This window comes from Kitasatospora sp. NPDC058048 (assembly GCF_042885555.1).
GTDB lineage: Bacteria > Actinomycetota > Actinomycetes > Streptomycetales > Streptomycetaceae > Kitasatospora > Kitasatospora lactacystinica.
Window position 1 is genome coordinate 1 of the sequence record NZ_JBHVRT010000011.1, and the last position, 20,584, is coordinate 20,584.

Annotated in this window: 18 protein-coding genes and 2 riboswitches; of the genes, 4 read left to right on the forward strand and 14 right to left on the reverse strand. The window is 74.0% G+C overall.

Annotation, left to right across the window (positions count from 1 at the left end; translation table 11 throughout):
- Positions 1-91: 91 nt before the first annotated feature.
- From ACFVVA_RS14235 to ACFVVA_RS14255, 5 genes are all read right to left on the reverse strand, one after another.
- Positions 92-895, reverse strand: a complete 804-nt coding sequence (locus ACFVVA_RS14235) for an endonuclease/exonuclease/phosphatase family protein (RefSeq protein WP_387689655.1) — start codon at positions 893-895, stop codon at positions 92-94.
- 154 nt (positions 896-1,049) lie between these two features.
- A complete protein-coding gene (locus tag ACFVVA_RS14240) occupies positions 1,050-1,994 on the reverse strand; it encodes an ROK family glucokinase (protein WP_387689166.1) in 945 nt (314 codons plus the stop codon).
- 191 nt (positions 1,995-2,185) lie between these two features.
- Positions 2,186-2,614: a DUF5304 family protein gene (locus ACFVVA_RS14245; protein WP_387689169.1), complete on the reverse strand. Its 429-nt coding sequence runs from the start codon at positions 2,612-2,614 to the stop codon at positions 2,186-2,188.
- Positions 2,615-2,753: 139 nt separating this feature from the next.
- The gene (locus ACFVVA_RS14250; RefSeq protein ID WP_387689172.1) at positions 2,754-3,926 is read right to left on the reverse strand and encodes an ArsA family ATPase; all 1,173 of its coding nucleotides are present in this window, start codon (positions 3,924-3,926) and stop codon (positions 2,754-2,756) included.
- A gap of 26 nt (positions 3,927-3,952) precedes the next feature.
- Complete coding sequence (locus tag ACFVVA_RS14255; RefSeq protein WP_359897082.1) at positions 3,953-4,387, reverse strand: SRPBCC family protein; 435 nt, start codon at positions 4,385-4,387, stop codon at positions 3,953-3,955.
- Positions 4,388-4,723: 336 nt separating this feature from the next.
- Here ACFVVA_RS14255 and ACFVVA_RS14260 point away from each other — a divergent pair, with 336 nt between their 5' ends.
- Positions 4,724-6,517 carry an AMP-dependent synthetase/ligase gene (locus tag ACFVVA_RS14260; RefSeq protein ID WP_387689175.1) on the forward strand — a complete coding sequence of 598 codons (1,794 nt, stop codon included), beginning with the start codon at positions 4,724-4,726 and terminating at the stop codon, positions 6,515-6,517.
- A gap of 86 nt (positions 6,518-6,603) precedes the next feature.
- Here ACFVVA_RS14260 and ACFVVA_RS14265 read toward each other — a convergent pair whose 3' ends face one another.
- Entirely contained in the window at positions 6,604-7,740 is a 1,137-nt protein-coding gene (locus tag ACFVVA_RS14265) for a glycosyltransferase family 4 protein (RefSeq protein ID WP_359897079.1), read from the reverse strand.
- A 214-nt stretch (positions 7,741-7,954) separates the two neighbouring features.
- Between ACFVVA_RS14265 and ACFVVA_RS14270 the strand changes: the two genes are divergently transcribed.
- Entirely contained in the window at positions 7,955-9,325 is a 1,371-nt protein-coding gene (locus ACFVVA_RS14270) for a glycosyltransferase 87 family protein (RefSeq protein WP_387689179.1), read from the forward strand.
- On the opposite strand, the gene ACFVVA_RS14275 is transcribed toward ACFVVA_RS14270, so the two are convergent.
- From ACFVVA_RS14275 to ACFVVA_RS14300, 6 genes are all read right to left on the reverse strand, one after another.
- Positions 9,326-10,357 carry a hypothetical protein gene (locus tag ACFVVA_RS14275; RefSeq protein ID WP_387689182.1) on the reverse strand — a complete coding sequence of 344 codons (1,032 nt, stop codon included), beginning with the start codon at positions 10,355-10,357 and terminating at the stop codon, positions 9,326-9,328.
- A gap of 182 nt (positions 10,358-10,539) precedes the next feature.
- Positions 10,540-11,586: an NlpC/P60 family protein gene (locus tag ACFVVA_RS14280; protein WP_359897074.1), complete on the reverse strand. Its 1,047-nt coding sequence runs from the start codon at positions 11,584-11,586 to the stop codon at positions 10,540-10,542.
- A gap of 239 nt (positions 11,587-11,825) precedes the next feature.
- A complete protein-coding gene (locus ACFVVA_RS14285; RefSeq protein WP_387689186.1) occupies positions 11,826-12,962 on the reverse strand; it encodes an NlpC/P60 family protein in 1,137 nt (378 codons plus the stop codon).
- 10 nt (positions 12,963-12,972) lie between these two features.
- Positions 12,973-13,126: riboswitch (cyclic di-AMP (ydaO/yuaA leader) on the reverse strand.
- Between the two features lie 339 nt (positions 13,127-13,465).
- Positions 13,466-14,503: an NlpC/P60 family protein gene (locus tag ACFVVA_RS14290; RefSeq protein WP_387689189.1), complete on the reverse strand. Its 1,038-nt coding sequence runs from the start codon at positions 14,501-14,503 to the stop codon at positions 13,466-13,468.
- Between the two features lie 198 nt (positions 14,504-14,701).
- Positions 14,702-16,108 carry an NYN domain-containing protein gene (locus tag ACFVVA_RS14295; RefSeq protein WP_387689656.1) on the reverse strand — a complete coding sequence of 469 codons (1,407 nt, stop codon included), beginning with the start codon at positions 16,106-16,108 and terminating at the stop codon, positions 14,702-14,704.
- A 140-nt stretch (positions 16,109-16,248) separates the two neighbouring features.
- Positions 16,249-16,512, reverse strand: a complete 264-nt coding sequence (locus tag ACFVVA_RS14300) for a hypothetical protein (RefSeq protein WP_387689192.1) — start codon at positions 16,510-16,512, stop codon at positions 16,249-16,251.
- Between the two features lie 201 nt (positions 16,513-16,713).
- Here ACFVVA_RS14300 and ACFVVA_RS14305 point away from each other — a divergent pair, with 201 nt between their 5' ends.
- Complete coding sequence (locus ACFVVA_RS14305) at positions 16,714-17,541, forward strand: rhomboid family intramembrane serine protease (protein ID WP_387689195.1); 828 nt, start codon at positions 16,714-16,716, stop codon at positions 17,539-17,541.
- Positions 17,538-17,819 (forward strand): Lrp/AsnC family transcriptional regulator, encoded by a 282-nt coding sequence (locus ACFVVA_RS14310; protein WP_049651832.1) that lies wholly within the window; start codon positions 17,538-17,540, stop codon positions 17,817-17,819. Before ACFVVA_RS14305 ends, ACFVVA_RS14310 begins: the two co-directional genes overlap by 4 nt.
- A 3-nt stretch (positions 17,820-17,822) precedes the next feature.
- On the opposite strand, the gene ACFVVA_RS14315 is transcribed toward ACFVVA_RS14310, so the two are convergent.
- Together ACFVVA_RS14315 and trpD are read right to left on the reverse strand one after the other, a co-directional pair.
- Positions 17,823-19,208, reverse strand: coding sequence for an aminotransferase class V-fold PLP-dependent enzyme (locus ACFVVA_RS14315; RefSeq protein ID WP_387689199.1), 1,386 nt, complete (start codon positions 19,206-19,208; stop codon positions 17,823-17,825).
- Positions 19,209-19,259: 51 nt separating this feature from the next.
- Positions 19,260-19,378, reverse strand: a riboswitch (SAM riboswitch).
- Positions 19,379-19,486: 108 nt separating this feature from the next.
- Positions 19,487-20,563, reverse strand: coding sequence for an anthranilate phosphoribosyltransferase (gene trpD / locus ACFVVA_RS14320; protein ID WP_387689202.1), 1,077 nt, complete (start codon positions 20,561-20,563; stop codon positions 19,487-19,489).
- Between the last annotated feature and the right edge of the window lie 21 nt (positions 20,564-20,584).

Sequence of the window (20,584 nt, forward strand, 5' to 3'; positions counted from 1 at the left end):
TATCGGCACGCCAGGCTCAACGACCGGCACCCCATCGGGATACCGGTCGCATCACCACATCATCCGAACTCGTTATGTGCGAAGGACGGGTCTAGCGGACCTGCTGACCGCCCGGCCGGCTCGTCGGCAGTTCGAGGACGGCGAGCACCGGCAGGTGGTCGGTCGCGGCCCGCAGGTCGGCCTCGGTGACGCCGGGCAGCCCGTGCGGCACCCCGCAGCCGAGGACGGTGATCCCGGGTGTGGCGAAGACGGCGTCGATCCGCTGGTAGGGGCGCTCCGGTACGGAGGTGAACTCGCCTCCCCAGGGCGCGGTCGGGTACCCGTCCTGGAGCCGCGAGGCCAGCAGCCGCCAGCCCGGCCCGTCCGGGTGCTCGTTGAAGTCCCCTGCCACGACGCCGAGTTCGGCGATCGCGAGCTGGTCGAGGAGCAGCTCGAACTGCCCGTACCGCTCCTCCTGGTCCAGGCTGAGGTGGCAGCTGGTGACGCTGAACGGCGCCGTGCCGGGCAGCCGCAGCAGCGCGCCGGCGAAGCCCCGGGCGTGCAGGCCGCGGGTCTTGGGCAGCAGCCGGTCGTGCACCTCCAGCAGTTCCACCGCGCCGGGCCGGCCGAGCAGCAGCGGGCCGGCGGCGGTGCGGCCGCCGCCGGCCAGCACGGCCGTGCCGGTGCTCCGGGCCAGCCAGGCGGCCTGGCCCTCGGGCCGCCAGTAGCGCGGGGACTCCTGGACGCAGACCACGTCCGGCTCGCAGGCCCGGATCACCCGGGCCAGCGCCCGCCGGTCGTCGCGCAGCGAGCGGATGTTGTAGCTGAGCAGCCGCAGCCGGCCCGGGCCGGGCGGCGGCAGCGGTTCGGCCCGCGCGGCGGTCCCGGGCACGGCAGCAGCGGTGGTCCCGGTCATGGCGGTGGTCGTGGTCGCGGCGCTCATGGTCCTCCCCTGGGCGGTCACCGGATCGATCCGACCGTACGCGGCCGGGCCGGGACGTGCGACGGCGGCGGTGCGTCCGGGATCGGTCGGGGCCCGGTCGCACCGCCGCCGGCGGGCTCGGAGGGGGTCAGGCGGTGCGGGCGAGGTCCGCCGCGCCGACGATGCCGGCGGCGGAGCCCATCGAGGCCAGCACGACCTCGGCGCGCGGGCGGTGCACCCCGCCGGTCAGGTAGTGCTCGAACGCCTTGGCGACCGGGTCGAGCAGCAGCCGGCCGGAGTCGGAGACGCCGCCGCCGAGCACGAAGACGCCCGGGTCGAACAGCGCGGCGAGGTCGGCCATGCCGCGGCCCAGCCAGTCGGCCAGTTCCGCGTAGCACTCCAGGGCGAGCGGGTCGCCCTCCTCCGCGGCCTGGGTGATGTGGATGCCGCGGATGGTCTCGGCCACGCCGTCGTTGAGTTCCAGCATCCGGTGGCCGCGCTGCGGGTCGGCGGCCGCCTTCTCCCGGCCGTAGCGGCGCAACGAGCGCCCGGAGCCGTACTGCTCCCAGCAGCCCTTGCCGCCGCAGCCGCAGAGCAGGCCGTCGGGGACCATGTTGAGGTGGCCGATCTCGCCGGCCACGCCGAAGCGGCCTCGGTGCAGCCGGTTGTCCAGGACGATGCCGCCGCCGATGCCGGTGCCGACGGTGATCAGCAGCATGTCGCGGTGGTCGGCGGCCGCGCCGAAGCGGAACTCGGCCCAGGCCGCGCAGTTGGCGTCGTTCTCGACGACGGTGGACAGGCCGGTGAGCTCCTCGATCCGGCCGCGCAGCGGCTCGTTCTCCCAGTCGATGTTGGGAGCGAAGATCACGGTCGAGCGGTTGCTGTCGACGAACCCGGGGGCGCCGACGCCCACCGCCGTGACACCGGGGTGCTCCTCCTTGAGCTCGCGCACGGCCTGCGCGATGGCGTCGACCGCCCACTGCGGGTCGGCCGGGGTGGGCACCCTGGTCCGGGCCAGGATGGCGCCCGCCTCGTCGACCACGCCTGCCGCGATCTTGGTCCCGCCGACATCGACGCCGATGGTCAGAGCCATGTGTCCCTCAGCTATTCACTCGTTCCGCTGGGCGGAACGCTACCGCCCAACCCGGCCCCCGTACACAGCCTCGCATACATTATCCGAAGACAATCCTGGGACTGCCTGGCCGTGATGCTTCAAAAGTCGTATCTAATCTCCTTCTTCGTGACGTATGAGAACAGCGCGATCACCCTCCGAAAGTCACGGTTTCACTGCTTGACGGACGACCCGTCAGCCTCGTCAACATCGCCGCCGAGGTCGCCGTCGAGGTCGAGGTCGATCTTCTCGGTCGGCGCGCCCTGCCCGGCGGTCCAGCGGCTCTCGTGCCCGGCCACGGCGGCGCGGTAGGCGGCCAGCAGCTCGGCGCCCGCGGCGGCGAGCCCGGTGCCGGCCGCGGCAAGGTGGGAGTAGACCTCCGGCTGCTGGGTGCGCAGCCGGTCGGCCAGCCCGGACAGGGTGATCAGGGTGGTGGCGCTCGCCTCCTGGGCCTTGTCGCCGAGCGCACCGGCGAACCGGCGCACCTCGTCCACCAGCGGGCCCAGTTCCGGCCCGAACGGGTGCCCCTGGCCGCCCTGCTCGCCGTCCTGCTCGGCGTCCGGCCGGCCGCCGGGCTCGGTGCGGTCGTCGGTGCTGGTCATCGCGGGCGCCTCCTCAGCCGGGGCCGCACCCCGCGGCCCCTCGGGCCCGACGCTACCCGACCGGCCGGGCGGCCCGAAAAGCCGCCGGACCGCTGCCGGATCCCTGCCGAAGCGCCGCCGACGCGCCGCCGAACCCCCGTCAGCCCCGGGGCCAGAGCGCCGGGTCGGGCGCGAACCGCACCGAGAGCACCCCGTCGTGCAGCCCCGCCCCGGCCACCGTGCAGCGGCGCAGCGCGGACGGGAGGGTGAGCACCCGGCGGTGGGTGCCGATTCCGACCACCAGTTCGTCACCCCGGCGGACCAGGTCCAGTTCGGAGCGGTCGGCGCCGGGCAGGTCGAGGTGCCAGACCAGCAGGCCCTCCTCGGCGAGCCGGTCCTCGACCGGCCAGGGCCCGGGGGCGAGCCGCTCGGGCCCGTCCCCGTCCCCGTAGAGCCGGTCGGCGACGGCTTCCAGGGTGGCGTCGGCCAGGCCGGTGACCAGCACCGGGGCGTCGGTCTCGGCGGCGAGCGCGGTCAGCTCCTCCTGCCGGCGGCGGGCCAGGGCGGCCAGCCAGGGGTCGGGCGAGGAGACGGCGGCCCCGGGCAGCGCGCCGTGCACCACCACGGCGTCCGGCCGGTGCCCGTGCAGCGCCAGTCCGGCCCGGATCCGGCGCAGCTCGCGGTACGGGTGGCCGTCGGCCGGGACGACCAGCCGGACGCTGGTGCCGGGGCCGGTGATCGCGGCGCGGGACTCGGCGAGCGCCGCGACGGCCTTGGTGCGCCCCTCGTACAGCCAGTCGGCGGGCATCGGGACACCGGCCAGCCCGGCCAGCAGCGGGCGCAGTGCCCGGGCGGCCTGCCGCTGCTCGGGGACGAGCCGGTCCAGGTAGCGGGCGAGCTGTTCGGGCAGGGCGAGGGTGGCGATCAGCTCGGCGGGCGGCGGGGCGAGCACGACCAGGACGTCCTGGTCGGCGGCGGGCAGGGCGCGCAGCAGGGCGAGCCGGGCGATGCCGGGGAGGGCGGTGAGCTCCTCGGGGTCGAGCTGTTCGGCGCCGAGCAGGTCGAGGGCGGGCTTGAGCCGGCCGGTGAGCTCGCCGACGGCGTAGCGGAAGGCGGCCTGCTCGTCGATCCGGGAGACGGTCAGGCCCGGTGCGTGGAGGAGCGGTTCGGGCTCCAGCCGGGTGCCGAGGGCGGAGTCCAGGGCGCGGTGCGGGTCGTCGGCGGCCAGCAGCCAGGTGCGGTGGCCGCGCCGGGCGGCGTGCAGGGCGGTGGCGGCGGCCACCGCGGGAGCCCCCGAGTCGCCGCTGATCAGGATGGTGCGTGTCGCCGTCATGCCGTCCGGCCCCCCGTTCGGTCGTGTCAGCCTTCGACGCGCTTCTTCAGACCGGCCAGGGCGCGGTCGATGATGACCTTCTCGGCCTTGCGCTTGATCATGCCGAGCATCGGGATCTTGACGTCCACGGCGAGCTGGTACGTCACCTCGGTGCGGCCGCCGGCCAGCGGGGCGAGGGTGTAGGAGCCGTCCAGCGAGCGGAGCATCTGGCTGCGGACGAGGGTCCAGGAGACCTCGCGGTCGCCGTCCCAGGTGTAGGCGAGGACGTGCTCGTCGCGGATGGCGCCGGCGTCGAGCAGCAGCCGGACCTCGGCAGCGCGGCCGTCCTCGCCGGCCTTGAGGACCTCGATCTCCTTGACCTCCCCGGTCCAGGCCGGGTAGGCGGCGAAGTCGGCGATCACGGCCATGACCGTGGCCGGGGTCGCGTCGATGGTGATGCTCGACCTGGTGTGCTCCGCCATGGAATGGCCCTCCGCCTCGTCCCTCTGCCTGCCGGTCCGGCCGGGGCGCGCTCGGCCCGGTCCGCCCGGAGCAGGCTATCGCGCCCGGCGGGCGGCGCGGCGGCGCGGGCCGTTCCCGGCGGGCGGCCGTGGTGCGGGCGGGCGCCGGGCGGCCGGGCATGTTACCGGCCGGTCGCCCTGCTCTGTCGTAGGGTGCCATTCGAACGACCCGGTCACGGCCTGGTCGGACCCGGCCGGGTGTGACACTTCGAACACCGGAGCCGACCCCTCTGGTCGAAGCTGCCTACCGGGCAGTAACGTCCTGCCGTCCCGCAGCGTCGCGAACGAGGAGCAGTCTTGCTCGACTTCAGCCTTCCGGCCCTCTACCAGGTACCGAGCGGCGGCAACCTCGCCGACCCGGTGCACCGGAACGCCGAGGAGCACCCGGACGTCGCCGTGCTCAGCCGGAAGGTGGACGGCCAGTGGCAGGAGTTGACGTCGGTCCAGTTCCTGGCCGAGGTGCACGCCGCCGCGAAGGGCCTGATCGCCGCCGGCGTCGAGCCGGGTGACCGGGTCGCCATCATGTCCCGTACCCGGTACGAGTGGACGCTGCTGGACTTCGCGATCTGGACGGCCGGCGCCGTCACCGTGCCGGTGTACGAGACCTCCTCCGCCGAGCAGGTCGAGTGGATCCTCGGCGACTCGGGCGCGGTCGCCGTGATCACCGAGACCGACCAGCACGTCCGGGTGGTCGGCGAGGTCCGCGAGCGGCTGCCGGAGCTGAAGCACACCTGGCAGATCGAGGGCGGGGCGCTCGCCGCCCTGGCCGAGGCCGGACAGGGCGTCCCCGACGCGACGGTCCACGAGCGCCGCCGGATCGCAGGCCCCGACGACATCGCCACCATCGTCTACACCTCGGGCACCACCGGCCGCCCGAAGGGCTGTCAGCTGACCCACGGCAACTTCCTGGCCGAGTGCGGCAACGTCGTCGAGCGCCTGGCCCCGCTGTTCCGCACCGGCGAGAGCTCCGTCCTGCTCTTCCTGCCGCTGGCCCACGTGCTCGCCCGGATCGCCGAGATCGCCCCGGCGATGGCCCCGATCAAGCTCGGTCACGTCTCCGACATCCGGGACGTCACCGCCGAGCTGGCCGCCTTCCGGCCGACCCTGATCCTGGGCGTGCCCAGAGTGTTCGAGAAGGTCTACAACACCGCCCGCGCCAAGGCCCAGGCCGACGGCAAGGGCAAGATCTTCGACAAGGCCGCCGAGACCGCGATCGCCTACAGCCGGGCGCTGGACGCCGGCGGCGCCGGGCTGGTGCTGCGGCTCAAGCACGCGGTCTTCGACAAGCTGGTCTACGGCAAGCTGCGTGCCGCCCTCGGCGGCCGGGCCACCCACGCCATCTCCGGCGGCGCCCCGCTCGGCGAGCGCCTGGGCCACTTCTACCGGGGCATCGGCTTCACCGTCCTGGAGGGCTACGGCCTGACGGAGACCTGCGCGGCCACCGCCTTCAACCCGTGGGACAAGCCGAAGATCGGTACGGTCGGCCAGCCGGTGCCCGGCGCCTCCGTGCGGATCGCCGAGGACGGCGAGGTCTTCTTCAAGGGCCCGCACGTCTTCACCGGCTACTGGAACAACCCGCAGGCCACCGCCGACACCCTCAAGGACGGCTGGATCGCCACCGGCGACCTCGGCTCGCTGGACTCCGACGGCTACCTGACCATCACCGGCCGCAAGAAGGAGATCATCGTCACGGCCGGCGGCAAGAACGTCGCCCCCGCCGTGATCGAGGACCGGATCCGGGCCCACGCCCTGGTCGGCGAGGTCATGGTGGTCGGCGACCGCAAGCCCTTCATCGCCTGCCTGATCACCGTCGACCCGGACTTCTTCCCGAAGTGGAAGGAGCTCAACGGCAAGCCCGCCGGCGCCACCGTCGCCGACCTCGCCGGCGACCCGGACCTGCTGGCCGCCCTCCAGAGCGCGGTGGACGACGGCAACGCCGCCGTCTCGCACGCCGAGGCGGTCAAGAAGTTCCGGCTGCTGGACACCGAGTTCTCCGAGGAGAGCGGCCACCTGACGCCCTCGCTCAAGCTCAAGCGCAACGTCGTGCTGAAGGACTACGCGGCCGACATCGAGGCGCTCTACCGGAAGTAGCCGCCGGAAGCGGCCGCCCGACGCGGCCCGACCGCGGGCGCCGGACGGGCCCCGCCACTCCAGGAAAGTGGCGGGGCCCGTCGGCGTCACCCGGCCAGCAGCGAGGTCAGCCGCCCGGCCAGCAGGTCCCAGCGCCAGGAGCGCTCCACCCAGCGCCGCCCGGCCTCGCCCATCCGCCGCCGCAGCTCCTCGTCGCGCAGCAGCCGCACGATCCGCTCGGCCGCCGCCGGGGCCGAGCCGCCGGGCACCACGTACCCGGTCTCGCCCTCCAGCACCGCGTCCGGCGCGCCGCCGGAGTCCCCCGCGACCACCGGCAGGCCGGTCGCCGAGGCCTCCAGGTAGACGATGCCCAGGCCCTCGACGTCCAGCCCCCCGCGCCGGGTGCGGCACGGCATCGCGAAGACGTCCCCGGCCCCGTAGTGGGCGGGCAGCTCCTCCCACGGCACCGAGCCGGTGAACCGCACCGAGTCCCGCACGCCCGTGGCGTCGGCGAGCTTCTCCAGGTCCGCCCGGTACGGGCCGCCGCCGACGATCAGCAGCACCGCGTCCGGCACGTCGGCGAGGATCTGCGGCATCGCCTCGATCAGGGTGTCCTGGCCCTTGCGCGGCACCAGCCGGGAGACGCAGACCACCACCGGCCGGTCCGCCAGCCCGAGCCGGCGGCGCACCTCGGCGCCCCCGGAGCCCGGGTGGAAGGTCGTCTCGTCCACGCCCGGCGGCAGCTGGACCATCCGGGCCGCGGCCTGCGGCCCGACCGCGGCGGCGATCCGGGAGCGGGTGTACTCGCCCAGGTAGGTCAGCACGTCGGTGCCGGCGCCGATCCGGCGCAGCAGCTGCCGGGAGACCGGCAGCTGGGCCCAGGCGGCCTCGTGGCCGTGGGTCATCCCGAGCAGCCGCCCGGCCCCGGCCCGGCGCAGCGTGGGCGCCATCAGCCCGAGCGGCGCGGCGGCGCCGAACCAGACCGAGTCGCACTTCTCCGCGCGCAGGATCTCGGCGGCCCGCCGGGTGACCCGCGGTGTGGGAACCATCACCTTCGTCCGGTCCCGGATCACCGGGAACGGCTGCTCGGCGTCGAAGCGGGCCACCTCGCTGCCGTCCCGCCAGGTCGAGGCGTACACCACGACACTGCCTGCGGGCTGACGGACGGCCATGTTGTGCACGAAGGCCTGGATGCCACCGGGGCGCGGCGGGAAGTCATTGGTGACGATCAAGGTTCTGTGCATCAGGCCACGGCTCGCTCGGTCGGGGGGTGCGCGGTGTACCGCTGGGTGATCCGTACGATAGGTCAACACCATGACCCGCCGGGAACGGAACCGCGCACGGCAACCGTTTGACCCCCGGGTCAGTCCTAGTACCTAGGCCGCAGTGCGACGCGGCCCGGGCGTCCGTCTCCACGACGCCTCCGGTGGGGACGTCCGAGACGAACGAGGGAGCGCAGTGGAATTGGCCCCGGCCACCGAGCCCGGTTCTTCACGCGGCCGCCTCGGCCGCCCGCTCGGGGCGCTCGCCGCGCTCGGCGCCACCTGGATCGCCACCCGCGCGCTGCTGGTGCTGCTGGCGACGGGCGTGCTGAAGGCGCCCGGCGGCGACGTCACGGCGGACGTCTGGATGATCTACCACGCCTGGTACGGCGTGCTCCAGACCGGCACCTTCCCCTTCGACGACGTCACCTGGCAGTACCCGCCGGGCGCCGCCCTGGTGATCCTGCTGCCGGGCCTGCTGCCCTGGTCGTACCTGGTCTCGTTCTGGGTGATCTGCGGGATCGCCGACGCCGCCGCGGCCGCGCTGCTGGTGCGCACCGGCCTGCGCCGGGGCCGGGCGCTGACCGGCGCCTGGATGTGGGTGGTGGGCGTCCCGCTGCTCGGCCCGATGATCTACAACCGCTTCGACGTCATCGTCACCGCGGTCGCCCTGGCCGGTCTGCTGGCGCTGATCCGCCGCCCGGCGGTCGGCGGGCTGCTGCTGGGCCTGGGCGGCATCGTCAAGATCTGGCCGCTGCTCGGCCTGATCGGCACCCCCTCCGGCCGCCGCACCCGCCGTTCCTGGACGCTGGCCGGCGCCACCGCCGTCTCGATCGGCTTCCTGCTGGCCGCCGGGATGAACGGCGCCTTCGACTTCCTGGCCTTCCAGAAGGACCGCGGCATCGAGGTCGAGTCGCTCGGCGCGCTGCCGCTGCACTTCGCCCGGCTCGCCGGCGGCTGGGACGGCAGGGTCACGATGAACTACGGCTCCCCCGAGATGCTCGGGCCGTGGGTGAGCGTGATCAGCAAGGTGATGATGGCCGGCACCGTGCTGGGCTTCGCCTGGCTGCTGCTGTGGCGCTACACCTCCAAGCGCCGCAGCGCGGCCACCATGTACGACGCGGCACTGTGCGCGCTGCTGATCTTCGTGGTGACCAGCCGGGTGATCAGCCCGCAGTACCTGGTCTGGCTGGTCGGCGTCGCGGCGGTCTGCCTGACCGTGCGCAACAGCAGCCAGCGGCCGGTGGCGATGCTGATCCTGCTCGCCTGCCCGCTGACCCTGGTCGAGTTCCCGACCATGTTCACCCAGGTGCTGGCCAGCGACCCGGTGGCGGTCACCGTGCTGGCCGCGCGCAACCTGCTGCTGCTGGCCGCGGCCGTGCTCTCCTGCGTCCGGCTCTGGCGCTCGACCCGCGGCGAGGCGCCGCTGCCGCCGACCGTGGTGCTGGACCGCGAGCCCGCCGCGCTGCCGTCCGCCGGCTACCCGGTGCGCCCGGGCATCGCCTACGAGCAGGACCTGCTGGACGGCATCGACCACCCGGGCGCCCCGGCCGAGCAGCGCCGCTGATCAGCCCCTCAGCTCCGCCATCCGCGCCAGCCACTGCCGGGTGAACTCCTCCAGCCCGACGCCCAGCTCGCGGCGCATCAGCCGGTCGGTGCGGCGCTCCCGGTCCTCGCCCTGCCCGTCGGCCGCGCCGATCGCGCGGTAGAAGGCGACCAGCCGCTGCGGCCCGTGGGTGCGGGCGATCAGCTCGCAGGCCAGCCAGGACTGCTCGTAGGCCTGGGCGATGCCGGTGGCCCCGGCGGCGAAGTCCCGGTCGGCGGGCAGCGCGGTGGGCGTCCTCCCGGCGGCGACGTCCCGGGCCAGCTCGGGGGCGACCTGCTGCGGACTGCGGCCCGAGTCGCGGTACGCCGTCCAGTCGGCGACGCCCTCGGAGAGCCACAGCGGGGTCCAGGCCCGGGTGTCGGCCCTGGTCGCGACGTGGGTGGCCTCGTGGGTGATCACCACCTGGCGGCCGAAGTCGCTGAGCCGGCCGTACACCTCCGGGTTGACCAGCACCCGGTCCGCCGGGGTGTGCCACGGTGCGCCGGGGGCGGCCACGGTGACCGCCGCCATGCCCGTCCAGCCGTCCGGGTCGCCCTCCAGCAGCCGGGCGAACTGCTCCTCGGTGGCGGGCCGCTCCAGCAGCAGCCGCTGCGGCCAGGCGCCGCCCCAGACCTCGGTGACGGCGGGCACCGCCCGGTCCCCCACCGCGGCCAGCTCGGCCGGGTCGGGCCCGGCGGCCGGCCCGACCACCAGGCAGTTCGCTCCCGGAGCCGACCGGAGCGGCCCGAAGTCCCACGGCGCGGGCGGGCCGTCCGCGCTCTCCTCGCGCTCGACCCGCCAGCCGTCGCCGGCCCGGAGCAGCTCGATCCGGCGCGGGTACACCACCGGGTACTCGTCGTACCCGGCGATCCGCACCGCCAGTTCGGCGGCGGCGGTCAGCCGCTCCGGCCCGCCGGAGGCGGCGAGCACCAGGTTGCGGTACCCCGCCCCGGCCACCGGCAGCCCGGCCCACGGCGGCGCCGAGCGCGCCCGTTCCGCCAGCGCGGCGGCCACCTCGGCGTGCCGGTCCGCCGAGCGGGCCGGGGGCGCCGCCGGGGCGGCCGGAGGCAGCGACAGCTGGGCCAGCCCACCGGCCGCGAGCAGCAGCGCGCCCCGCCGGGACAGCGTCCGGCGGGGGCGGGAGCCGGATATACCGGCGGGGCCAGTGGGGTCGGCGGGGCCGGACGGCGGGGCGTTCAGAGCCGGACCACCCCGGAGACCGGCATGGCGGTGACGCTCTCGTAGCGGACCTTGGCGCCCGGGCGGGGGGCGTGCACGATCACGCCGCCGCCGGCGTACATGCCGACGTGGTGCATGTCCCGGTAGAAGATCACCAGGTCTCCCGGTCGCGCTTCGGACAGGCTGACCCGCTGCCCGGCGTACGCCTGGGCCTGCGAGGTGCGCGGCAGGGTCACTCCGGCCTGCCGCCAGCTGTAGTACATCAGACCGGAGCAGTCGAAGGCGTGCGGGCCGGTGGCCCCGTAGACGTACGGGGAGCCGATCATCCGCACCGCGGCGGCCAGCGCGGCGGCCCCGCGCTCGGAGGCGGGCGGGGCGGTGCCGAGGTCCAGCCGGTCGGTGCCCCGGGTGGCGCGCTGCTCGGCGTCCCGGGCGTCCTGGACCGTCAGCCGGGCCCGCTCGGCGGCGCCCAGACCGTTCAGCAGCTTCTGCGCCCTGGCCAGCCGCTGCTGGATCTGCTGCTTGCTGTCGGCGAGCGAGCGGCGGGTCCGGTCCAGCTCGTCGAGCTTGCCGGCCGCCTCGGTCCGGCGCTGGTCGAGCCGGCGCTGCCGGGCGACCAGCTCGTGCAGGGTCTCCTGCTGGCGCGCGGCGGCCTGGCCCAGGGCGCGGGCGCGGGACAGGTAGCCCTCCGGGTCGGGCGAGAGGATGAGCTGGGCGGTCTGGGTCATCCCGCCGCCGCGGTACTCGGCCCCGGCCACCGTCGCGAGGTCGCCCCGCAGCCCGTTGAGCTGGTCCTGGGCCACGGCGATCTCGCCCTGGAGGATTGTGGTCTCGCCCTGGAGCCGCCGCTGGGCCTCCTGCGCCGCGTTGGCCTTCTCGGACGCCTGCTCGGCCTCGTCGTACAGCTGTTCCACCTGCGTCTTGACGTCCTGGCGGTCGCCCGGGTCGGGGCTGCCGGGGGCGGCCTGGGCGCTGCCTCCGGCGGCCACACCCAGGGCGGTGGCGGCGGCCGCGGTCAGCACCAGCGCCCGGGCGAGCAGTTGGGAACGGCGGTGCACGGGCATGGCGGCAGCGGCTCCAATCCTGCGGCGCGGCTCCCGCCGCCGCACCGGGACGGGCGGCCGTCGAGCGGGAGTCCGGTGGCAGACGTTAGCGAGTCAGGGCAAGCGAGTCCAAACCCCTGCCAACCCGAATATTCAGGCTGTTGTCGGACATTTGACCGACCCTCGGGAAAAGCCGCAGGAAAAACCGCAGGCCCGGCCTCCCCTGGGGGAGGCCGGGCCTGGAAGCGTTCGAACGGTGATCAGACCCGCACGATGGAGGCCAGCGGCATGTTGGTGACGGCCTCGTAGCGCACCGACGCGCCCGGCTTGGGCGCGTGCAGCACCTGGCCGTTGCCCGCGTAGATGCCGACGTGGTGGGCGTCGGTGTAGAAGATCAGCAGGTCGCCGGGCTGGGCCTGGGAGATGTCCGAGCCGATCCGGGTGCCCGCCGAGGCCTGCGCCTGCGAGGTGCGCGGCAGCGACACGCCCGCCTGGTTGAACGCCCAGACCATCAGGCCGGAGCAGTCGAAGGAGCCCGGGCCGGTGGCGCCCCAGACGTACGGGCTGCCGATCTTGGAGGCGGCGGCCGAGAGCGCGGCGGCACCGCGCGAGCTGCCCGGGGCCACCTTCACCGGGGAGGAGGCGGTCGAGCCGGTCGAGGCACTCGAGCCGGCCGCGAGGTCGCCGCGGCTGTTGTCGCGGGAGGCGCGGTCGGCCTGCTGCTGCTGGGCCTGGGCGGCGTCGGCCTTGGCCTTGGCGTCGGCCGCGGCCTTCTCCTCGGCCTGGCGCAGCGCCTGGCGCTCCTGCTCGGTCAGCGTGTTGAGCAGGTCCTGGGCCGCCTTCAGCTTGCCCTGGACCTCCTCCTTGGAGGTCTTCAGCTGCTGGGTGGTCGACTCCAGCTCGGCGAGCTTGCCCTGGGCCTCGTTGCGGTCCTGGTCGAGCTTGCGCTGCTGCTCCTGGAGCTCCTTCAGCTGACCCTTCTGGGTGCTGCCGGCCTGGTTCAGCGCGTCGGCCTGGCTGAGGAAGGTGTCCGGGCTGGAGGAGAACATCAGCTGGACGGTCGGGGATATGCCCCCGTTGCGGTACTGCTCGCCGGCGATCTCGGCCAGGCCGCCCTGGAGCTCGGTGACCTGGGCCTGCTGACGGGCCACCTGGTCCTGCATGCCGGAGACCTGCTTCTCCAGCTCCTGCTGCTTGGCCTGGGCCGCGTTGTAGTTCTCGGTCGCGATCTCGGCCTGCTCGTTGAGCTGGTCGACCTGCCCCTTGACCTGTTCCTTGGTCGGCTGCGGGTCGGCGTGGGCGCCTTGCGCGGAGAGGACGACGGCTGCCGCGGCGACACCGGTCAGGATCGAGACCCGGGCGCGGCCTGCGGGCTTGGGACGACGATGGGACGCCACGAAGGCGGACTCCTTCTTCCTACGTCCGCCTACCGGGTGAGCTGACGGGTTCGGGCCGGAAGCATGCCCTACGACGCCTCACGGCCGTTCCATCGGCCGACCTGGCGTCGATTCACCCCGGAGGAACGTGGTTCCCCGGCTCCGCTCCGCAGCGCCCCCAAAACACTGGGCTCCCCTGTCGGGCAGTCGCTTCGACCTGCCCCGCTGCCTCACGAACTCGACGGTAACCACCGCCGCCACCCTGGCTGGGCGATCGACAGTGCGGTGGTTCAGAGCACGACCCTAGTAACTGAACCGTGATCGGTTCAAATCCTTGTCAGAAAAAAGACCAAAGATTTCCCAAGTTCTGCTGTGAAAATGACCGATGGTGACCACCGGCACACAGAAGGCTGATCAGTTCTCAGCATGTGGCCGCGAAGGGGCGGAAAGCCGAACGCCACCCCCCGCACGAGGGGTGGCGCTTTTCACAGCCCCCGGAACGGCCCCGCGGGCGTGTCGGGCCGTCAGACCCGGCGGATGGTGTTGATCGACATCGCGTCGGCCTTCATCACCTTCACCACGTCACCGGTGTGCGGCGCGTGGACCACCATGCCGTTGCCGATGTACATCCCGACGTGGTGCATGTCGTTGCCGTAGATCACCAGGTCGCCCGGCTGGGCCTGGTCCAGCGACGGCACCCGGGTGCCGTAGTGGCCCTGCTCCTGCGAGGTGCGCGGCAGCGAGACGCCCGCCTGCCCGTACGCCCAGACCATCAGGCCCGAGCAGTCGAAGGTGGTCGAGCCGGTGGCGCCCCACACGTACGGCGAGCCCTGCTTGCCCATCGCCTTGGCCATCGCCACGGCCGCGTAGCCGCTGGCCGGCGGCAGGCTGCTGAGGTCGACCCGGTCGCTGCCGCGCGAGGCGCGGTCGTCCTGCGCCTGCTGGGCCTTCAGCGCGGCGCGGTCGGTGGCGCTCAGCGAGTTCAGCAGGTCCTGGGCGGCCTTCAGCTTGGTGTTGACGTCCGCCTTGGCCTGGTTCAGGTCCTTGGTGGTGGTGTCCAGCGAGGCGAGCACGGCGGAGGCCTCGACCTTCTCCTGGTCCAGCCGGCGCTGCTGGTCCAGCAGCCCCTTGAGCGCCTCGGCCTGGCTGCTGCTGGCCTGCTGGACGGTGGAGGCCTTCTCCAGGTAGCCGGAAGGGTCGGAGGTGAGCATCAGCTGGACGGACGGGTCGATGCCGCCGGTGCGGTACTGCTCGCCCGCCACCTCGGCGAGACCGCCCTGGAGCTGGGTCATCTGCTCCTGACTGCGGGCCACCTGGTCCTGCAGCTGGTCGGCCTGCTTGCGCAGCTGGTCGGCCCGCTCCTTGGCGCCGTTGTACTTCTCCGCCGCCTGCTCCTGCTCCTCCTGGAGCTGGTCGATCTGCGCCTTGACGTCCGTTTTGTTCGGCTGCGGCGCGGCGTGCGCGGCCACCTGGGCGGAGAGGGCGACCGCGGTCGCAGCAGCAGCGGTGAGCACGGAGATCCGCGCGCGGCTCGGCTGCTTGGGACGGCGGTGGGAGGCCAAGGGTCCTGCTCCTTCTTCCAACGGACTCACCTGATGGGATGAGATTCCGGAAAATAGGTTTGACGCCAGACCCTAGTGAAGATCTATCCGTTTTGCCACTCCCCCGAAGGTGTGAACTCCGGTCCGCACACTGACGACACGGGACCCGCACATCACTCCGGAACCACTCCTGACCAGGCATCGCACGGCCGGTCGGGGTCAGGGGCGCGCCAGCCGGTTCAGCAGCAGCACCGAGGCGACGGGGCGCGCGCCCGCCTTCCGCACGCCGTCCGCGACCTCCCGGTCGGTGGACACCACCACCACCGGACGGCCCTGCGGCTCGGCCCGCACCAGACGGCGGATCAGCTCGTCGGCCGTCTCCCCGGTCCGGCTGAACCGCACCCGGACCCCGCGCGGCGGCGCCATGATCACCGGGACGTCCAGGTCCTGCCCGTCGAACACGCAGGTGACCTCCGCCTGGGTGCGCTGCGCCAGCATCGCCAGCCCGCCCAGCAGCCGGATCCGCTGCTGCTCCAGCGGCAGCGTCGGATAACCGGTCTTGGTCACGTTGTAGCCGTCCACCACCAGGTGCACCTGGGGGATCGCCAGCAGCTGGTCCAGCAGCGCCGGATCGTCCTCGGCCAGCCCGCGCCGGGCCACGTCGTGGGGCGAGGCCGCCCCCGGCACCACCGCCTCCACCAGGTCCGCCGGGCGGATCTGGGAGACCGGCAGCGCCAGCTCCCGCTGGAGCCCCTGGGCCGACTGCAGCACGGTGTCCAGCAGCAGCCGCAGCCGCATGTCCTCGACGCTGCGCCCCTCACGGGCCGACCGGCGGCCCTGCTCGACCGCGTTCTCCAGCTCCGAGACCCGGTGCCTGAGCCTGCGCGCCTCGGTCTCGGCCGCACCGCGCTCGGCCGCGGTCTGCACCTTCAGGGCTTCCAGCTCGCCGGCCACCCGGCGGGTCTCGGCCTGCGCCCGGCGGGTGTCGCTCTCCAGCGACCGCACCTTCTTGCGCAGCGACTCGGCCTCCTTGCGGACGCCGTCCGACTCGGCCCGCTGCCGGTCCACCTCCGCCCGCGCGGAGGCCCGCACCTCGGCCAGCTCGGCATGCAGCTTCTCCACCAGCCGGGCCGACTCCGCGGCCGCGTCCTCGGCACCGGCCCGCTCGGCCTCCTCGCCGGCCTCGGCCACCAGCCGGCTCCAGCCCGCCGAACGCACCAGGTAGGCGGCGGCCGCGACGTCCATCGGATCGGCGGCGCTCGGGACGGTGCCCGACTCCAGCGCCTTCACCAGGTCCGGCTGCCCGAGACGCAGCCGCTCCGCTATCCGCACCCGGAAGGCCGGCTCCGCCTCCAGGGCCGCCGCCAGCGCGGTGGCCGCGTACTTGGCCCGCCGCGCCGGGGTGAACTTGACGTACTGACGCAGGCTCTGCGGGAGTTCGCCCGCCGGCAGCCCGCCGAGCGCGTCCGAGGCCAGCCCGACCACGCGCCGGCGCACGCCCTCGGGCAGCGGCCGGTCGAGCTTCTCGACGGCGTGCTCCGCCGCGGGCTCGGAGGAGTCGTTCGCCGCCTCGGCCGCAGCGGGCTGAAGCCCCTGGGCTTCGCCGGGCTCCTTCGCTGCGTCCACCACGTCCTCGGCTCCGATCCTGGTCCAGCGGGGCACGGCCGCGACCTCCCCCTGTCGTCACGCTCCGTGCGTCTTGTTCTGCATTGTCCCGTGCGGCGCGGGCGGGTGCGCCGCGCACCCACCCGCCGCCGCGGCGGGGATCAGCCCTGCTCGGTGGGGGCCTGCGCCCCCTCGGCACCCGGGCGGGCCACCAGCTCGACCTGGTCCACCGCGTTGCACCAGCGGCAGCGCACCGACTCGATGGTCTCGCTCAGCACCTCGGTCTCCTCGACCTCGGACTCGCCAGCCAGGTCGAAGTGCAGGAACTCGGTCACCCGCGCGGTGCGGGTCACGTCGAAGCGGGTGAGGTTTCCGCACAGGGTGCAGCGCCAGCGCGTCTCGGCGGTCAGGGCGGGGACGGTCATCGGGGGTCCTCTCGGGTGGTCCCTTCGTGGGCTAGGCGCTCCCCCCGGAGCCCCGGCATCGGCGGCGGGAGGCGGGAATGCCCGCCCCAAGCCTATTGCCTGGGGCAACCATCGCGGCCACCGGTCGCCCGAACACCCGGACTGGTCCACCTGCCGTAAACCGCCGTGTCACCTGCGGCGCCCGGAGGGATGCTTGGCCGCATGGCGCTCGCGGTCCCCGACGACACCGCCGCCCGGGGCGGCCGCCCGGCCGCGACCGTCCCGGCGGTCAGCTACGCCCTGATCGCACTCAACACCCTGGTCTTCCTGCTCGGCCCGGCCGCCGGGCTCAACCCGCTGTACGGCACCGGCCGGGCCCGGGTCTGCGCGGAGCAGCGGTACGAGCAGCGCTGGGGCGCCGTCCCGGCCGAGGTGCTGGCCGGGCGGCCGCTGACCGCCGCGCAGCTGGCCGAGGCCCCCGACCCGGTCCCCGGCTGCCCGGCCGCCCCGACCCCGGGCAAGCACCCGGCCCTGTCCGTCCTCACCGGGCTCTTCCTGCACGCCGGCTGGCTCCACCTGCTGGGGAACCTGCTCTTCCTCCAGGTCTTCGGCCCCACCGTCGAACGGCGGCTGGGCCGGGCCCGGTACGCCGTCTTCTACCTGGCCGCCGGCAGCCTGACCACGTACGGCTTCGCGCTCGCCGAGGCGCACTCGCCGAACTCCACCCGGGTGCTCATCGGGGCCTCCGGGGCGATCGCCGCCGCGCTCGGCGCCTATCTGCGCCTCCACCCCCGGGCCCGGGTCACCACCCTCGTCCCGCTGCTGCTCTTCCTGCCGCTGCGGTTCCCCGCCTGGCTGGTGCTCGGCCTCTGGTTCGCCCTGCAGTGGTGGTCGGTGCACTCGGCCGGGCCCGGGGTGGCGTACCTGGTCCATGTGATCGGCTTCTCGGCCGGGTTCCTCTACGCCTGCACCGTGGTTCGCCACCCCCCGCGACGACCCGGCCGACGCCCGATACGCTGGCGCCACCCCACAAAGGAGCCCGAACTGTGATCACCGCCATCGTCCTGATCAAGACCAGTGTCGACCGCATCCCGGAGATCGCCGAATCCATCGCCGCCATCGACGGCGTCAGCGAGGTCTACTCGGTGACCGGGGGCTACAACCTGGTGGCGATGGTGCGGGTGCGCCGGCACGACGACCTGGCCGAGGTCATTCCGGGCCGGCTCAACAAGGTCCCGGGCGTGGCCCACACCGAGACCCAGATCGCCTTCCGCACCTACTCCCAGCACGACCTGGAAGCCGCCTTCGCCCTGGGCCTGGACGAGTAGCGCTCAGCCCTCGCGACGGCCCCGGTCGATCTGCACGGTCGCGACGCAGCGCCCGCCCTCGTTGCGGTAGTTCCAGGCCGCCCCGTCCGTGACCAGCTCCCGGACGGCGGTCAGGAAGCGGTCGACGTGCTCGTCCGGCGTCCCGGCGCCGAAGCTCACCCGGATCGCGTTCAGGCTGCGCTCGCCCGGCAGCGAGGGCTCCGGCGCCCCGCACTCGGACGGGGCGACGTCCTCGTCCCCGAGCAGCGTGCGCACCAGCGGGTGGGCACAGAACAGGCCGTCGCGCACCCCGATGCCGTACTCGGCGGACAGCGCGGCCGAGAAGTGCGAGCTGTTCCAGCCCCGGACGACGAAGGACAGCACGCCGACCCGGGCGGAGTCGGAGCCGAACAGGTTCAGCACCTTGACCTGCGGAATCTGCGCCAGCCCCGCGGTCAGCCGGGCGATCAGCTGCTGCTCGCGGGCCTCCAGCGCGTCGAAGCCGGCCTCGGTCAGGGCCCGGCAGGCCGAGGCGATCGCGTAGGCGCCGATGACGTTCGGCGAGCCGGCCTCGTGCCGGGCCGGGCCGGTGTGCCACTGCACGGCCACCGAGCCGTCGCTCTCCCGGGCCACCGTCCGGGTCGCCCCGCCGCCGGCCAGGTACGGCTCGGCCGCGTCCAGCCAGTCCGCCCGGCCGGCCAGCACCCCGGCGCCGAACGGCGCGTAGATCTTGTGGCCGGAGAAGGCGATCCAGTCGACGTCCAGCTCGCGGACCGAGACCCGGTGGTGCGGCGCCAGCTGGGCGGCGTCCAGCACCACCCGGGCGCCGTGCCGGTGCGCGGTCCGGGTCAGCTCGGCGACCGGCCACAGCTCGCCGGTCACGTTGGAGGCGCCGGTGACGCAGAGCAGCTTGGGGCCCTCGGGCGCCCCGGCGAGGGCGGCGTCGAGCGCGGCCACCGCCTCGGCCCGGGAGCGCGGCGCCCGCAGGTAGGTGACACCCAGTCCGGCGTGCGCCCAGGGCAGCAGCGAGGCGTGGTGCTCGGTCTCGAAGGCGAACACCCGGGTGCCGGCCGGAACGGCCGCGGCCAGCAGGTTGAGCGAGTCGGTGGTGGCCCGGGTGAAGACCACCTGGTCGCCCTCGCGCAGGTCGAGGAACTCGCCGACGGTGCGGCGGCTCTGCTCGAACAGGTCGGTGGACAGCTGGGAGAGGTACCCGGCCCCGCGGTGGACGCTGCCGTAGTACGGCGCGTAGGCGGCGACGTCGTCCCACACCCGCTGGAGCGCCGGGGAGCTGGCCGCGTAGTCCAGCGCCGCGTAGCCGACCTTCTCACCGTTGGCGAGCGGAACCTGGACGTCGGCGCCGAGGACGGCGAGCGGGGCGCAGGTCTCGGTGATGGCGAGAGCGGACATGAGGATGCACTCCTTCAGGGGTGAGGGACCCCGGGAGTGCTGCTCGTCCGGCGTCCGCGCTTGTCGCACGGACGGCTTGCCGTGACGACCCGGTCCTCACCCAGGGCACCCCGCCACGGACGGAGGGTTGCCGGACAGCCAGCTGGGGCTTCGCGCTGTCACTCATGACCTGGCGAAGACTCTAGGCCGCGTCCATCGGGTGGTCAAACGGGCATCCAGCATCCGGACAGCACGGGAGCCCGTGCCGGCGTTCCGGCACGGGCTCCCCAACTACCGCCTCAGATCCGGCTGGTGGCCTCCGACCAGCGTCGCAGCAGGTCCTGCGCGGCACCGGAGTCGATCGCCTCCGCGGCCCGCTCCATGCCGGCCGCCAGCTGCTCGGCGAGCGGCGCCTCGCCGAGGTCCAGCGCGACCAGCGCCGCCGCCGTGTTCAGCAGGACGGCGTCCCGCACCGGCCCGTGCTCCCCCGCCAGCAGCCGCCGCGCGACCTCGGCGTTGTACGAGGCGTCCGCCCCGCGCAGCGCTTCGATGCCGACCAGTTCGATGCCGACGTCCCGCGGGTCGAAGGTGGTCTCGGTGACCACCCCGTCGCGCACCAGCCAGACCTGCGAGGTGGTGGTGATGGTCAGCTCGTCCAGCCCGTCGTCGCCGCGGAAGACCAGCGCCGTCGCGCCCCGTTCGGCCAGCACCCCGGCGATCAGCCCGGCCAGCCGGGTGTCGAAGCAGCCGATGGCGTGCGCGGTGACCCTGGCCGGGTTGGTGAGCGGGCCGAGGATGTTGAAGGAGGTCGGCACCCCGAGGTCGCGCCGCGCGGTGGCGGCGTGCCGCATCGAGGGGTGGAACTTGGCCGCGAAGCAGAAGGTGAGACCGACCTCCTCGGCCACCTCGGCGACCCGCTGCGAGGAGAGGTCCAGCGCCACCCCGAGCTTCTCCAGCACGTCCGAGGAGCCGCTGGCGGAGGAGGCCGACCGGTTGCCGTGCTTGACCACCTTGGCGCCGGCGGCCGCCGCGACGATCGCCGACATGGTGGAGATGTTGACGGTCTTCGCCCGGTCCCCGCCGGTGCCGACGATGTCCACCGCCGGTCCGGGGATCTCCAGCGGCTCGGCGTGCTCGTACATCGCGTCGACCAGGCCGGCGATCTCCTCGACCGACTCGCCCTTGGCCCGCAGGGCGATCATGAACCCGGCCACCTGCACGGGGGACGCCTCGCCGCTCATGATCCGGTCCATCGCCCACGCGGTGGACGCGCGGTCGAGGTCCTCCCCCTGCAACAGCGCCGCCAGGAGGTCCGGCCAGGTGCGGATCACCTGCGCGGGGTCGCTACCGCCGTTCGCAGGGTTCACGTTCACCATGGCTGACTCCAGCTGTTTGTC

Bases quoted from the DNA above. Each gene is read 5' to 3' on its own strand.
- ACFVVA_RS14305 (WP_387689195.1), top strand. From the start codon at position 16,714: ATGGCGCTCGCGGTCCCCGACGACACCGCCGCCCGGGGCGGCCGCCCG.
- ACFVVA_RS14250 (WP_387689172.1), bottom strand. From the start codon at position 3,926: ATGACGGCGACACGCACCATCCTGATCAGCGGCGACTCGGGGGCTCCC.
- ACFVVA_RS14240 (WP_387689166.1), bottom strand. From the start codon at position 1,994: ATGGCTCTGACCATCGGCGTCGATGTCGGCGGGACCAAGATCGCGGCA.
- ACFVVA_RS14265 (WP_359897079.1), bottom strand. From the start codon at position 7,740: ATGCACAGAACCTTGATCGTCACCAATGACTTCCCGCCGCGCCCCGGT.
- trpD (WP_387689202.1), bottom strand. From the start codon at position 20,563: ATGGTGAACGTGAACCCTGCGAACGGCGGTAGCGACCCCGCGCAGGTG.
- ACFVVA_RS14300 (WP_387689192.1), bottom strand. From the start codon at position 16,512: ATGACCGTCCCCGCCCTGACCGCCGAGACGCGCTGGCGCTGCACCCTG.
- ACFVVA_RS14255 (WP_359897082.1), bottom strand. From the start codon at position 4,387: ATGGCGGAGCACACCAGGTCGAGCATCACCATCGACGCGACCCCGGCC.
- ACFVVA_RS14280 (WP_359897074.1), bottom strand. From the start codon at position 11,586: ATGCCCGTGCACCGCCGTTCCCAACTGCTCGCCCGGGCGCTGGTGCTG.
- ACFVVA_RS14315 (WP_387689199.1), bottom strand. From the start codon at position 19,208: ATGTCCGCTCTCGCCATCACCGAGACCTGCGCCCCGCTCGCCGTCCTC.
- ACFVVA_RS14235 (WP_387689655.1), bottom strand. From the start codon at position 895: ATGACCGGGACCACCGCTGCTGCCGTGCCCGGGACCGCCGCGCGGGCC.
- ACFVVA_RS14245 (WP_387689169.1), bottom strand. From the start codon at position 2,614: ATGACCAGCACCGACGACCGCACCGAGCCCGGCGGCCGGCCGGACGCC.